The organism is Paenibacillus sp. TCA20, assembly GCF_000732325.1.
Classification (GTDB): domain Bacteria; phylum Bacillota; class Bacilli; order Paenibacillales; family Paenibacillaceae; genus Paenibacillus; species Paenibacillus urinalis.
Window position 1 is genome coordinate 211,953 of sequence record NZ_BBIW01000007.1, and the last position, 15,002, is coordinate 226,954.

The 15,002-nt window shown below is 46.8% G+C and carries 9 protein-coding genes; 3 read left to right on the plus strand and 6 right to left on the minus strand.

The window, feature by feature from the left end; all coding sequences use genetic code 11:
- Positions 1–299 precede the first annotated feature (299 nt).
- A complete protein-coding gene (locus tag TCA2_RS15320) occupies positions 300–2,282 on the minus strand; it encodes a heparinase II/III family protein (protein WP_047912478.1) in 1,983 nt (660 codons plus the stop codon).
- 584 nt (positions 2,283–2,866) lie between these two features.
- Here TCA2_RS15320 and TCA2_RS15330 point away from each other — a divergent pair.
- The 3 genes from TCA2_RS15330 to TCA2_RS15340 all read left to right on the plus strand — a co-directional run bounded on the left by TCA2_RS15330 (position 2,867) and on the right by TCA2_RS15340 (position 6,428).
- Positions 2,867–4,029, plus strand: a protein-coding gene (locus TCA2_RS15330) for an IS3 family transposase (RefSeq protein WP_370510360.1) whose coding sequence is annotated in 2 segments (ribosomal slippage) — positions 2,867–3,143 and positions 3,143–4,029 — 1,164 coding nt in all. Because the reading frame shifts where the segments join, the coding sequence is not laid out codon by codon here.
- Positions 4,030–4,177: 148 nt separating this feature from the next.
- On the plus strand, positions 4,178–5,392 hold the full coding sequence (locus TCA2_RS15335; RefSeq protein WP_047912480.1) for an immunoglobulin-like domain-containing protein: 1,215 nt from the start codon (positions 4,178–4,180) through the stop codon (positions 5,390–5,392).
- Between the two features lie 142 nt (positions 5,393–5,534).
- Positions 5,535–6,428, plus strand: a complete 894-nt coding sequence (locus tag TCA2_RS15340) for a helix-turn-helix domain-containing protein (protein WP_047912481.1) — start codon at positions 5,535–5,537, stop codon at positions 6,426–6,428.
- 79 nt (positions 6,429–6,507) lie between these two features.
- On the opposite strand, the gene TCA2_RS15345 is transcribed toward TCA2_RS15340, so the two are convergent.
- The 5 genes from TCA2_RS15345 to TCA2_RS15365 all read right to left on the minus strand — a co-directional run bounded on the left by TCA2_RS15345 (position 6,508) and on the right by TCA2_RS15365 (position 14,997).
- Positions 6,508–9,549 carry a glycoside hydrolase family 2 TIM barrel-domain containing protein gene (locus TCA2_RS15345; RefSeq protein ID WP_047912482.1) on the minus strand — a complete coding sequence of 1,014 codons (3,042 nt, stop codon included), beginning with the start codon at positions 9,547–9,549 and terminating at the stop codon, positions 6,508–6,510.
- Positions 9,550–9,680: 131 nt separating this feature from the next.
- On the minus strand, positions 9,681–10,505 hold the full coding sequence (locus tag TCA2_RS15350) for a carbohydrate ABC transporter permease (RefSeq protein WP_193746057.1): 825 nt from the start codon (positions 10,503–10,505) through the stop codon (positions 9,681–9,683).
- Entirely contained in the window at positions 10,502–11,395 is an 894-nt protein-coding gene (locus tag TCA2_RS15355) for a carbohydrate ABC transporter permease (RefSeq protein WP_047912538.1), read from the minus strand. The genes TCA2_RS15350 and TCA2_RS15355 overlap by 4 nt, the downstream gene beginning before the upstream one ends.
- Positions 11,396–11,571: 176 nt before the next feature.
- Entirely contained in the window at positions 11,572–12,858 is a 1,287-nt protein-coding gene (locus tag TCA2_RS15360; RefSeq protein WP_047912483.1) for an ABC transporter substrate-binding protein, read from the minus strand.
- A 318-nt stretch (positions 12,859–13,176) separates the two neighbouring features.
- Positions 13,177–14,997 carry a sensor histidine kinase gene (locus tag TCA2_RS15365; RefSeq protein WP_047912484.1) on the minus strand — a complete coding sequence of 607 codons (1,821 nt, stop codon included), beginning with the start codon at positions 14,995–14,997 and terminating at the stop codon, positions 13,177–13,179.
- Positions 14,998–15,002 lie beyond the last annotated feature (5 nt).

A 15,002-nucleotide genomic window follows, 5' to 3' on the forward strand; every position in this document is an offset into this window, starting at 1 on the left:
TTGATGTGTATAATAGCTAATGATGCCATTATTAATTAAGGATCTCATCCATCAGCACGCAAATGAATAGGTAAAAGGAGTTTATTATGCTACAAAAGTTAGTGTTCTGGACCGTGGGCGCGGCTGTCATCATCAGCATCGTAGTGCTGTCCATTTATTTCAACAGCGGAATTGTTCCACAGGATACGATTCAATAGTACACAAGATCATTGGCCGCTGAAAAAGGCTGCGAGAGCATAGGTTTCTCTGCAGCCTTTTTTTATGTCATTTCAGGATTTAACTATACAATCCTTCCTTTTCTATTGTAGGTCAGGCTCTACTGCCCGCATTTCAAATTTTAGCCTGCAATGTGTTTCTAGCTCTGCAGATGGAGCATTCCTATGTGTAAGGCAGGTCGTATAAAAAGTAAACGGATGTCCATCATGATCCACATGATCAGTAGAGTACATGGACACCTCCAGCTGCTCCGGATCATAGCTTAATTGGAGCACAGCCTGGGCCCCATACCAATACACCATTCCTTTATCCACGATTACTGGCTTGAAGCGGCTGATCAGCCGTTCCTCAAAATGCTTCTCCTCACCATCCCAGATGAACCGGTCGGTCAGCTTCAGTGTGGCCGTGTCCTCGGCAGGAGGACAAATCCACTGTGCATAACGAGTATAGCGAGCAAGCCCTGCATCAGGATAGGCCTCTGTCAAATCCAGCTCTACCTCAAGCCCGAGCTCATCCGTTCTCTGCATGTTGGTTCTGGCGCGATATTCACTGCCGCTTCCCTGCATCATTCCGTTAATAACAGGCACATTGTGCCCGCCGGACGATATGTTAATGATCTGCTCTCTTCCTGCTTGAAAATATGCCTGAGTATACATGCCTGCCCCAAGGTCACATAGGATATTATCTCCGCCTGCATGCAGTATAAATTGACCCAGATCATTATGATTATGCGGCTCTCCATTATGCCCCCCTTTGATGGCAAATCCGCAGGCTATAGATCTCTTCTCATGCTCATATTCATGTTCATATTCAGTCTCAGTCTCATTCTGATTCGCTCCAGATCGCTCAGTCCGGCAGATCCACCATCCAAGTTCGTTGAATGCATTGACATTCGAATTAGAGGGACTATGCTCCTTCACCTGCGTGGTGAGCTCCTCGGCCTGAGCCTCTTCTCCAGCTGTCCACAGCCCATTTCGCAGCACATGCGCCCACCGCCTCACGGGATCGCTTAACAATCCCGGTACGGCGTCATAAGGAAGGACTCGCGATCCGGTCCGCTCCATTAAACGATGAAGGAGACCTGTGGGAAGCACCTCCCTCTCACCACTATCGGAGAAATTGACATACACACCTTGAGAGAGATGAATTCGCTCTGGAAAACCGGCGATGGTGCGAGGGTGAGCTGATGCCAGCAAATCCAGCCCGCCATTCGTCCGCTCTCTCAGCATTTCTGCAAAATACGTGTAGTACCCGAAGCCGTACACCCAATATCCCAGTCCCTCAGCACATCCACCATCTGCTCCATAGCCGCTGAGAAAAGATTCAAGCGAAGCACAGACCTGCTCAATGGCGGCTGCAAGCTCGTCTGCATCATCCATGAGCAAGAGTGCGGCCATCCCGCTCCCTCCTGCACATACAGCCGACCAGTTGTGATCCGCCTGCCTCCAGAAGAAGGGCTTTTTCTGTATAAATACCGGCTCAAGAACCCGCTGCCGTACTTCTATTCTGATCCGCTCTGCTACCCGGCGATCCAATACATCTTCATACATATATAACAGCTCAGCCAGTGTCTCAGCCGTCTCGGCGGCAAACAGATCCACCTCTGACACCGGATCACCTTCTGCCGGAAGATGGGCAGTCAAGCACCAGGTGTACTCTCCGCAGATATCCCAGAGAGCATCCTCCAGAGCAGCTAGATATGCCCGCTCTTCATCGCTGTCCGCTGCTACAGCCGCCTGAATTCCCAGAGCCACAAGCCTTGCTCTGCGTTCAAAGTATACGTCCTCATAGCCTTTACGTGCCCCCGTCTCGGCAAACTGTCGGAAGATGGAATAGGTGAGCGGAGGCAGCGGCTCCTGCACGGCGACCCGTGCTGTTTCGGCAATCTGCTGCCAGTACAGGCTGAACTCAGGTCTCTCTGTCGTCTCCTGCAGCTGCACCTTCCAATCTGCCGTGCCTAGCAGGAAAGCAGGCTGTTTATTGCCTTGGATCAAAGCTTCTCTTATTTGGCTGCTGTCAACGTTCAAGTATGGAGTCCTTTCGCCTGTCAGCTCAACATTCTTCATATCAATCCTTACCACCTTTGCATAGGATAGTATGTATTCGTTTACATTTATCGAAGAAACTTTAGAGCATAAGTGACTTACAGAATTATTGTTTTAATTTAATATAAATTGAAGTCTAAGATTGGTTAATGTATGATAAGAATAGAAATAAGGACGGAGTGCCATCCGTCCCCAGTACAAACATCTTGATAGGGATTACCCTCCAGGATTACAGATGTAACCTAGAAAATAACCCACTTGGCCTTAACCTTACGTGGGTTATTTTCATTTATCCAGGTACGTCAGCAGCGCAATCAGGAAAATCCCGAAGGTCAGCACTTCACCAAACGAAATTTGCATCGCATCACCTCCTTTCGGAGGGAGCGCCCACTCAAGGTGTGTTGTACATGCTGTATTATATCATGTAATAAACTTCTATAATGGATTTTTTTACCTGCAATGTAGTTGAGATGTGAATAGAATCATCACACTCCCCCAAGTAAATTAAAGACAGCTGATCCTGGTATTATCCCCTCATGGTAGACAACGTAAAAAAGACATCTGGTAAGATGGACTTAAACGTTGGAGACCGGAGGGGATTTTTTGTGGGGAAAACAGGCCGTATTAATAACAGTTATCCTGAAGAGTTAAAAATGCAAGCCGTTAGACTGGTTACCGAGGGAAATATATCGTACAGAGAGGTGGCCAGACAACTTGGAATTCGAAATAAGTCACAGGTAGTAGTGTGGGTAAAGCGGTACCGTGAAGGCCAGCCATTTAAGCAAGAGGCACCTCGTAAAGGACGACCGAAAACGAAGTTTACAAGCGTAGAAGAAGAAATGGCATATTTGAGAGCTGAGATCGAGTACTTAAAAAAGCGGTATCCAAATCTACACGGGGAGTGACGAGTAAATCGAGTCGGTATGAAATCGTTGAGGAGATGCGGCTGAAATATCCATTAGGATGGCTCCTAAAATTAGCGGAAGTCTCACGCGCAGGCTACTACAAATGGCGTAAAAGGGGAAGCCATCTGAATTCCCTTATGCTGCAAGAGAAGTTGCTGGAAGAGCATATCATGGCCATACACCGACTGCACCCGTATTTTGGCTACTTGCGTATGACGGTGGCTATGAAACGAGAAGGGCTACACGTTAACCACAAACGCGTTTACCGACTTATGAAGAAGCTGGGGATTCGCTCTGTGATCCGGAAGAAACGACGCTTTTTCGGCAAGCAAGCCTCGGTGGTTCATCCCAATCGGCTGGAACGTCAATTCCACGCTGAGGCACCGCTGCGTAAACTAGTCACTGACATTACATATATTCGTGTGGGAGAGCGTTTTGTGTATCTCTCCGCAATCCAGGATTTATATAACAACGAGGTTGTGGCTTGGCGTCTGTCCGAGCGAAATGATCTCTTGCTTGTCACAAAAACAGTAGACATGCTCTGTGAGAAAACAGATCTAACAGGTGTCCTCCTGCATTCTGATCAGGGATTTCAATACACCTCAAAGCCGTTTAACAGTAAACTTACCAAGCTAGGAATCGTCGGCAGCCATTCTAGACGTGGAAACTGCTTTGACAATGCCTGTATTGAATCGTTCTTTTCACATCTGAAAACCGAAAAAATATATTTAACACATTTAGAATCGGTTTCTGACTTGGAACAGGCTATCCAAGAATACGTTTCATTTTATAACCACGAACGCTTTCAGAAGAAACTAAACGACCGTTCCCCGGTGGAATACCGAGAAACGGTCGCAGCATAACAGTGTCTCTTTTTTCTTGTCTACTTGACAGGGTTATGACCATCCACCTTATGGATCTGCTGTCTTTAATTTATGGAACTTTTTTTCAACTGACAGAGTCCAATTTCTAGTAACCGAATTCGCAATTCAATGAAATGGGGTCTTCAAATTGAGAAAAAAAGCATTACTGCTCTTTGTACTGCTGATGCTTACCCTATCTGGCTGTACTACGAATGCAGAGGATGAACCACCTCAGTCTGATATTCAGACACCGAAGGAATCACCTGCCGATCAGAAAGTCATCAACCTGCATGGACAAGTTTCGGGGGTATATTACCTTGATGAATTCCTAAATAAAGAACGATCTTCTCAAAAAGTCGTCTCCTACACAGATGAAGGCGATCCGATTTATCACACCTTAACACATATGGAAGACGGTACAATAGAGGTGCTCTATGATTCATCCAAGGATGCCTACGGTCCAATGGAAATCAGCACGTTCAGCTGTAACGCCCTCCAAAAATCAGATACAGACGAATCCTTAGTCTACTCCCTCTCACATTGCAATAACGGAGCTTTGGGTGAAACCTTAATTCAGATTAATTACCAGCTGGATCACTTGGAATCGCTGGACTTTCGTCTGGAATATGGCGTGGATCAAGGAAACGTAATAGATACAGAAACAAAGCAGATTACAGCCATTTTAGAGAATGGAGAGTCTGTTACAGTAAGTGATTTTCATCTGAATATAAAGACTCGAACGCAAATCTATAAGGAGATGGTCAAGCATGGGGCATTCTCCGCGAGCAGCGAGGGAAATACAACTTGCAGCAAGACACCCTATGAGAGCTACAGCCTCATTGTAAAATTCAGAAATGAAACTTATCGTCACGAATGGAGTGAATGTGATAAGTCACATCAGGATCTGACGCGATTAGCTGAACAAATAACTGACTTGGTCGACACCTACTATGAATCCAATGTAACGCTAGGAAAGGCATCCCCACATACTCCATCGGAGCCGCAAAGAACAGAACAGCTGCTTCTAAGCACGGACGAGAAAGAGTATCTGAGAGGAGAAACCGTTACCTATCACATGGCTAACCAATCTGATCAATATAACCTAACTTACGGGGAAGATGTCTTTATTGAGCAGAATACAAATTCAGTCTGGAGAGAAGCACATGTCTATGCCTCCTTCAAATTGCCGGCTTATGGCATGAACCTGGGTGAGACCGCAGAGATGGAGGCATATCAGGCTCGCAAGCTTCCTCCTGGAGAATATCGGCTTATCAAAAAGGTTACTCACTATAACCCAGAGAATCGTGATGATCGGAAGGATCTTGTACTCATCAGTAATTCTTTTCATGTAATGCCGCTCTAGGAAACAGTAGGTTCATACTTTATCACTAAAAAGATCCTCATCGAGTAGAAATTTTCGAACAGGATCTTTTTAAGTTGCGCAAAAATTATCAAAAACGCTCCTTTTTGTTCTGCTATCCTTAGAGACAAAGGAGGGCCTGACCTTGAGTACCCATCGCGCGATTCAACAAAGTATCGATTATATGGAAGCCCATCTGGAGGAACAGCTGTCACTAGAGAGCATCGCTGCTCACGTCGGCTTCTCACCCTATCATTTTCATCGCATGTTTCGAAGACAGGTTGGCATGAACGTAGCCGATTATTTACGAAGAAGACGATTGTGTTACGCAGCCCGGCTGCTGCTATACTCCGATGCTTCCATTATCGATATTTCATTACACTGTCATTTTGAGAGCCAGGAGTCTTTTACAAGGGCTTTTAAGAAGCTCTACGGCATGCCGCCTGGCCGTTATCGTAAATTATTTATGCTCCACACCTATAACCGCGAACAAGGAGAGATTCAAATGAATGAGCAGATTGCTTCACCCATCAAAGGCTGGTTTATCAGCGGGAGTCACCCCCAGGACTATGAAATGGGCATCGACCGGAATACGGTACACCAAGGAAGCACCTCTGGTTATCTAAGAGCCCGGACTCCCATGGATGACGGCGCCTTCGCAACGATGATGCAGCAATTCAAGGCAGACAAATACAAAGGGAAACGAATGCGCTTCTCCGGATTTGTCAAAACCGAAAATGTAAAAGAATACTGCGGGCTGTGGATGCGTGTGGACAGCCACTCAGAGGATGTACTTCAGTTCGACAATATGAATGACCGCCGCATTACGGGAGATACACACTGGAACCATTATGCGATCGTACTTGATGTCCCTGAGGAGAGCGGCACCATCTCATTTGGAGTCCTGCTTATGGGTGAAGGAAAAGTATGGGTCGACGGTTTTCAATTTGAGGAAGTCGATCTCAGTGTGCCGACCACGAGTCTGAAGCTTGACTACGAAATGAGTGACGAACCGGCCAATCTTTCTTTTGAGGAATAGAAGTCATTGCGGTCAAAAAGACAAAACGAGCCCTGTTAAAGCCAGGCTCGTTTTGTTATATACAATGGTCCTACTTATTCTATGCTTTACTTCGAATCGTAAATTCAAAGGACAGATCCTTCGCTGGATCGATCAGGTACTCATCCAGTACGGGCGCACCCCAGCTGTCATCCCCGCCGACACCCATCTGGCGTCCAGCAATAGTCACTACCGTATGATGCACATTCGGCAGCTCGTAATGATGCGTCGCATGCTCCAGCTCGAATGCTGTGTACGGCGAAATGTTCGCTTCCACCGGCTGCGTATTCGGAGCTGTGATCTCGATCCCTTGTCCGAGCTCATTCGTAATCGCAACACGTCTTACACCCGTGCGGTTACCAGACTCCTGCGGTACCAAATAAGCCGCTACGTTGTCCTCCGCTCTGTTCTGGAAGCGGCCAAGTCTCGCTCCATAAGCACGGTCAATGTAATTCTCCTCTGGTCCCTGAGCATAATAGTCCAGATTCGCATAATCAGCCGGCACCTTGAAGGACAATGCAAAGATCGGGAATTTAGGAAGGCCAGCTGCCCCTTTATAATCCGATTTCACTTTGATACTGCCATCTGCAAATACGGTGTAGGCAACCTTGACGCTGACTTCATCCGATACACTGAGTCTATACGTATACGCTACAGTCGCCTGATTCGCTTCCTCGCTCAGCTCCCACTTCACGCATCTGCGGGAGAGACTGGCTGCATACCAGGCAGAAGATTCGAAGTGGAGACCCGCTCCCTTGTCATTATCCGTCATCGCTCTCCAGAAGAGCGGCGCTGGCGGCGCGGAGATCATCTCGCGTCCTCCATAATTGACAGAGATCAGCGTACCTGCTTGCTTCGAGAACATGATCGAGAAGCTTCGGCCATGCACACCAATGTTCACGTCACCTTCAACTACACGGAATTCACTGCAAGCGGCAGAAGATGGGGCTGCTTCGGCTGCTTCGACTTGGAAGATATGCTGTCCAAAAGCCACTTCAAAGCCTGCTTCTGCCCACAGCTCTTCTTCTCTCAGTACAAGCGATACATCTACCGTATATTCCCCTGCTTCTGTATGCTCCGGCAGATCAAGACTTACATATTGCTCTTCACCAGAAGCAACCGATACGCTCTCTTCACTGCGGAACAGCTCTACGCCTTCCCGCTTCAAGCTGCATACGAGGTCAAACTGATCTGTGTTCACAAACAGATTCTCGTTCTTCACCGTGACACCCTTCGCGTCCGGCAGCAGCTTCACGTTCTGATACACGAATTTCACTTCCTGCATCTTCGGCGACCATCTGCGATCCGCATAGACAATCCCGTTACCCGAGAAGTTATAGTCGGTTGAACGGTCATCGAAGTCACCGCCGTATGCCATGAATTCCTTGCCGTAGCGGTCTTTCTTCACAATCACCTGATCCATGTAATCCCAGATAAATCCGCCTTGGTACATGGGGTACTTCTCTTCCAGCTCGGTGTATTTTACAATGCCGCCGACGGAGTTCCCCATCGCATGCATATATTCACAGCTGATATACGGCTTCTGCGGATCGGCATTCAAGTACTCCTCGATATCCGCCACTTTCGCATACATCCGGCTCTCCATATCACTCGCTGCATCATAATCCCGATTGTGGAATACACCCTCGTAATGAACGAGACGTGAAGGATCCCGGTCACGGAAGTAATTCGAGACATTAACGATGACTTCGCCTGCATAAGATTCGTTGCCGCACGACCAGATCAGGATGGACGGGTGATTCTTGTCCCGCTCTACCATCGAGATGGCCCGATCCATAACGATATCCTGCCACTCCGGAAGATTGCCCGGAACGTTCCAGGACGGCTCAACTGCTCCCATCTTCTGCCACGAGCCATGCGTCTCCAGATTCATTTCATCAATAACGTACACACCATATTCATCACACAGCTCGTACCACAGCGACGCATTCGGATAATGGGAAGTACGAACGGCATTCATATTCCCCTGCTTCAGTGTCTTAATATCCCAGAGCATATCTTCCTTCGTAATGCTGCGTCCTCTGTGCGGATTGAATTCGTGACGGTTTACACCCTTGAATACAATGCGTTTGCCGTTCAGATGCATCACTTTATCCTTCATCTCGAACTTGCGGAACCCGACACGCTGAGGTACGACTTCTACCAGCTCACCTGCTGCATCATAGATCGAGACGTACATCGTATACAGATTCGGTGCTTCTGCACTCCATAGCTCAACCACGCCTGCATTCAGCGTCAGGCTTAAGGATTGCCCCGGTGAGCTCACATCTCCGAGAGCCGTAACCTGACCTGCTTCATTCTTCAGCTCTACGGCCACCTTGGATGCGGGAGCTCCGCTCAGCTGCACATCAACGGTTAGCGTCCCCTGCTCATAACGCTCATCCAGATCCGTATGAACAAACAGATCCTGAACATGAACCTCAGGTACAGCGTACAAGTAAACATCCCGGAAAATACCCGAGAAGCGCCAGAAGTCCTGATCCTCCAGCCAGCTGCCCGTACTGCGCTGATACACTTCAACCGCCAGCTTGTTCTCTCCCTCCGTAAGATAAGGAGTCAGATCAAATTCACTTGGAGTGAAGCTGTCTTCACTGTAACCGACAAATTCACCGTTCAGCCATACATAGAAAGCGGATTCAACCCCTTGAAAAGAGATGAATACAGGGCGCTTCTCCCACTCCTTAGGAACTTCAAAGTATTTCACATAGCTTCCCACCGGATTATGTTCCTCCGAGATCATCGGCGGACGAAGATGCTCATGTCCATCCCACGGATACATCGTATTGACATATTGGGGTTTCCCGTATCCCTGCAGCTGGATGTGCCCGGGCACTTCAATATGATCCCAGCCTCTTACAGACACCTCGGTCTTATAAAAATCAGCCTGTCGCTGCGCTGGATTGACAGCATAGCTAAACTTCCAGCTGCCGTTCAGGCTATGGCGGAGCGGCATTTCCGAACGCTGCTTCGCTTCCTCCATCGTTTCATAATAATAGTGATCGAAGTGAGCCGGCACCCGATTTACCGAAAATACGTTTACGTCAGACAGCCAGGCAAGGCTCGGTTTCTGTTGATGCGTCATTCGTATGATTCCTCCTGTCATAAAATGAAGAGGACTGCTGATATTCCAAGATTGTACTCTTCGAGTATGCAGACAGTCCTTCTTCCGTTTCATCCTTACATAAAGGATATAGGATAATCCTTATTTAATAATTATTTAACGGACCCCGTCATTCCTGCAACAAAATGCTTCTGCATCAAGAAGAATACGATGGCCGTCGGCAATGTTGTAATGACAATTGCGGACATGATCAAGCCGTAGTCCGGAGCATACCCCGATCCGAGATTGGAGATCAGAAGCGGAACCGTCATATTTTCCGGTGATTGAAGCACGATGAGCGGCCACAGGTAGTTGTTCCAGCTGTTCAGGAACGTAATGATCGCTGCTGCTGCATACGTGGATTTCATCGTCGGCATATACACCCGGAAGAACAATCCAAGCTCTGTTAAACCGTCCATACGCCCTGCTTCGAGCAGATCCTTCGGAAACATCTTCGTGCTCTGACGGAAGAAGAAGATCAGGAACGCCGTTGTAAAGGTTGGCAGGATAACAGCTGCCGCTGAGTCGATACCGAAGAACGGTGCTACGTTAGATATTTTTGCAAACATTTGATACAAAGGCACCATAATTGCGGCAAACGGAATCATCATGGACGCAAGCAGGATGTTAAATACGACATCCTTGGCTTTGCTGCGGTAAACCTCAAATCCATAACCGGCTGCCGATGCAACGAGCAAGGACAGAATGGTAGTGATGATGGAGATTTTGGCTGAATTCCAGAGTGCCTGCCACATATCTACGCTGTTGAACAAGTTCGTAACGTTCTCTATAAGATGGGACCCCGGCAGCAAGGTTCCCTTCGTAACATCCACCGACTGATTCGTTGCGCTTACGATCATCCAGATGAACGGGAAGATAGAAACGATGGTGGCGATAATAAGGAAAAAATACGTAAAAAAGCGTTTCGGCTTGATCATTTTTTATCGCCTCCAATCTTGTTCTGAATGATGGTAAGCAGTACAACCATAACCACGATGGAGTAGGATACTGTTGCTGCGTAGCCGAAGTCCGGCGTGTATTCAAAGGATAAGTTATAAATATATTGCGAGATGGACATGGTCGAGTTACCCGGTCCGCCCTTCGTAATATTGACAACCTCATCAAACAATTGGAGTGTACCAATCGTGGAGGTAATCCCCGTGAACAGAATCATCGGTTTGAGCAGCGGAATCGTAATTTTGAAGAACTGGGTGAACGCATTCGCCCCATCAATTCGCGCAGCCTCATACACGGATTTGTCGATGTTTTGCAGGGAAGATAAGTAAAAGATCATGTTATAGCCTGTAAAGCGCCACGTAATGGCGATAATAATCGTAACTTTTGCCCAGAATGGGTCTGTAATCCATTGAATCGGCTCAGAGATCAGATGGAAGTTCATCAGCATCTTGTTGACGATCCCGTCTGCACCGAACATGTATTTAAATACAACCGAGTATGCAACGAGAGAAGTTACTGTCGGCAGGAAGATCGCCGTTCTGAAAAAACCTTTGAACTTCAAATTATCATCGTTCAGCAGGACCGCGATAAAGATCGCCAGGACGAGCATGACCGGAACCTGAATGATCAAGTAAATAAACGTATTTTTTACCGCTGTAATGAAGTTAGCATCACTGAACAACCGAATGTAGTTGTCGAATCCGACAAAATCCAGATTCATCCCCCGGCCGGATTTAAACGACAGGATCAACGCCTGAATCATCGGATAGAAATAGAAAATACTGATTGCCAGAACCGGTATCAATATAAAGAACCAGCCCGCTAAATTCGTGCGATTGTGACTGACTAAACTTTTGCGGCCTGAGGTCAACTTCGCAGGTTTCACGCCACTCCACTTCCTTCCATAACTAAGCTTCTATTTATCTAGGCTGTCTTATCTGTTCTTTAGAAAACCCCTGCCCCTTCTCCTCTAAAGAGCAATCCTCTTAAGAAGCAGCGTAAAGAGCAAGGGTTTGTTGTTATTCCAGCTTTGTAAAAATATTTAGATTAACGAATTTGTGTTTCTGCTTGAGTCTGAGCATCCGCTAGAACGGCATCCAGATCCTGTCCGCCAAGGTAGCTCTGCATCGCTACAACGAGAATATCTTCGATTGCATACGTGTTCAGACCGTAGTTCACGTTCGGGATTTGTTCTGTCCAAGCTGCAAAATCGGATACGACTTTTTGATTCTGGAAGAATTCATCTTCCGCTTTGTATGCTTCACCTTCTGCAGCGGTTTTAAATGTACCGATAACACCTACATCCGTATTCAAGGTTTGATACAGATCCACATCAGATCCAAAGGTTTGCTTCAAGAATTCAGCTGCCGCCTCTTTGCCGTCCACATTCATGACATACCAGGAGCTTCCTCCAAGGTTAGATGCATGAACAGATCCTTCAACACCAGGCAAGGTAGGAAACGGTGCTACTGCCCATTGACCAGACTGAGATGCCTCGGCTTTGATGGATGGTGTAATCCAGTTACCTGTAGGCACAGATGCAACTTCTCCACTATTCATTCCACCAACAAATTGGCTCCAGTCTGAAATGACTTTGACGATACCGGAATCCATCATTTCTTTATAAGTCTCAAATGCCGTCTTCATAGCTGCGTTATCAGCGATCGCTGGAGTTGAGCCGTCTTCAGCGGTATACCAGCTGCCTGCAGATTGGATCATCATACGAATGATGCCCAGATCGTTAGGATCCTGAGTCAGCATCGCTTTACCTGTCTTCTCTTTCACGTCTTTACCGATCTCAATGTACTGCTTCCAGTCGATATCCTGCAGATCCTCAAGCGTATAGCCTGCCTGCTCCAGATAGTCGGTTCTGACATACATGCCGGTTACACCCGAGTCAAACGGTACGCCATACTGCTTGCCGTCTACACTCGTTGGGCCGATCTTATAATCTGCAAAGTCCTCTGCATTGATCACATCGGTCAATTCATAGAAAGCATCCGGGTAGGATTGAAGGAAGCTCTGTGCTCTGTAGTCTTCAATCAATACGATGTTTGGAAGTCCTTTTGTCGATCCAGAGTTAAGCCCCGTGTTCAGCTTCTGTACAATGTCATTCTGTGCATTCTCAACGATGTTGACTGTCACGTCCGGATTAACCTCAGCATAAGCTTCTTTTGCTTTATTCATTGCCGCAATATTGAATGCCGGGTCCCAAGCCCAAACGGTAATTTCATTCGTTTCTGCGCTTTGGCCTGATTCGGATTCTCCTCCTCCACCGCCACAAGCGGTCAGCAGCACTGCACTTGCCAGCATAACAGACAATAATTTTTTCAAAATCATAACCCCCTCAAGGCTTGTAAATGAGATGTTCTGTACGTCCGGGGCTTACGCCTCGGCTTAATGCAAAAAACTGAAAATAAAAGATGGAAGCGTTTACTCTTGCTATGCTCCCATCTTATCACTCTTGTATGCGTTTTCTTTAGAACTATCTTTGCAAGCTTTTGTTCTTTTATTGGGTGTTCGCAAGAGTACAAGAGTGACTGTCAGGTAATATATTTAGCTTTTTGCATTATTTTTATGACAACCTGTACTCTATACTCTTGATTTGGGATTATTTTCATGATATTGACGGTATCTTTATTCTCACGAATCTTAATCATTGTTTTTCTCAGAGGAAATAATCGGCAGACTAATTCTCACCTTGGTTCCTTCTCCAAGCTTGCTTGTAATGTGAACACCATAGTCTTCTCCATACATGATTTTAATCCGCTCATCCACATTTTTGATCCCGATGCCTGAGAATAGCTTGCGATTCCGCTTGGTCTGTGGAAGCTTGGTCTCTGGAAGCCCGCTCTGATCAACACTTTCTGTACGCTCCAGAACCGGTTCCATTTCCATTCCGTCCCCATTATCCACGACCTCACAGATCAACTGCTCATGCTGACTGGATATCATAATGAGGATACTTCCTTCTCCTTTGTGGTTGAAAGCATGAAAGAAAGCATTCTCGATAAAAGGCTGAATAATGAGCTTAGGTACCTCGAAATCCATAACATCCGGCTCTATAAAATAGTTCACGCGAATTTTGTCTCCGTAGCGAACATGGTTAATATACACGTAATTTTTCAGTGTCTCGATTTCCTGCTTCACTGGAATGGTGGATTCCACGTCGCTTACCGTATTTTGCAGCAGCGTTATTAAAGAGTTAATCGTCTCTGCTGCCCGTTCACGGTCTCCTTGCTGCACCAGAAATTTAATGGACGCGAGCGTGTTGTATAGAAAATGAGGATTAATCTGCATCTGCAGCGCTGCAAGCTCGGCATTACGCTGCTGCTTCTCGGTCTGAACAAGTCTCTCTACGTAGTCATTCAGCTCGTCCAGCATAAAATTGAACGCATTTCCGAGCTCCTGTGCCTCCAGACTGCTTGTTGAGACATCGACATAATTGCTGAAGCCCTTCGTTGGGATACCCGACATTTGATGGATCAGCCCTCGCAGGGATCTTGTCATTTTCCTAGTCATAAAGTACACGATAATTAGTGATATTCCCACAATACCTAGGGTAGTCAGCGTCAGTGCTCTTAGGTTAACCATCTGTCCGATGGCAGCATCCTTATCGATCAGATTGACGAGATAGAAATCGAACTCAGGTAAGTACTCGGAGAACAAGATACGCTCATCCCCCTGTAGATCGGCGTTCTTACCTAGCTCTCCACTGCGCTGGTCGGCAACGACTTTGGTCAGCAGTGCCTTATCCGTCATTCCAATCAGCTCCTGCTGATTGCTGGAGATCACTAATCCTTCATCGTTCATCAGGAGCACATCATTTCCATCACTTGTGAAGTTGGCATAGAAAGGCTTGAATATGGTGTCTCTGATCATGACATACATCGTTCCGTAAATCTCATCCGAGCCATGATGATACAGCGCCTTGGAAGCAATCAGCACCGGCTCCTTCCATGTGCCTGACTGACTGTCATCATGGTAGAGCTGGTATATGATCCTATGAGGATTATTAATCGTTCTCTGCGTAATGGGATGATCGGCAAGCTCTGCTGCTGTCGCGGACCAATACCACGGATCTGTCGTATAGCTGCGTCCATTGGCGCCCAGTACCATAATGCTCACTTCATAAGCACTTAGATTAGAACTGATTGACTTCATTCGCTGCGTCATATTGTATGTCTGCATCGCCAAAGACACGGAGTCCGTATCTCCATTCGTCAAGTAATTGCGTATCGTTCCACTCTGACTGACTAAGTTCGTGGTGGTAGCCACGGCGCCGTTATAGGATTCTAGGTTCGACTTCATCTGATTAAGCAGCTTCGTATTCGTAATGCTGAAGGTTTGCAGGAAGAGCTGCTCCGACATCCGTATCGTTATTGCCAGTGTAATTACAGACACCGCAATAAGGCTGATTAAGGTTACCAGGAACAGCTTGACAAACAAGCTTTGATTATTGAACATTCTCATGTGTC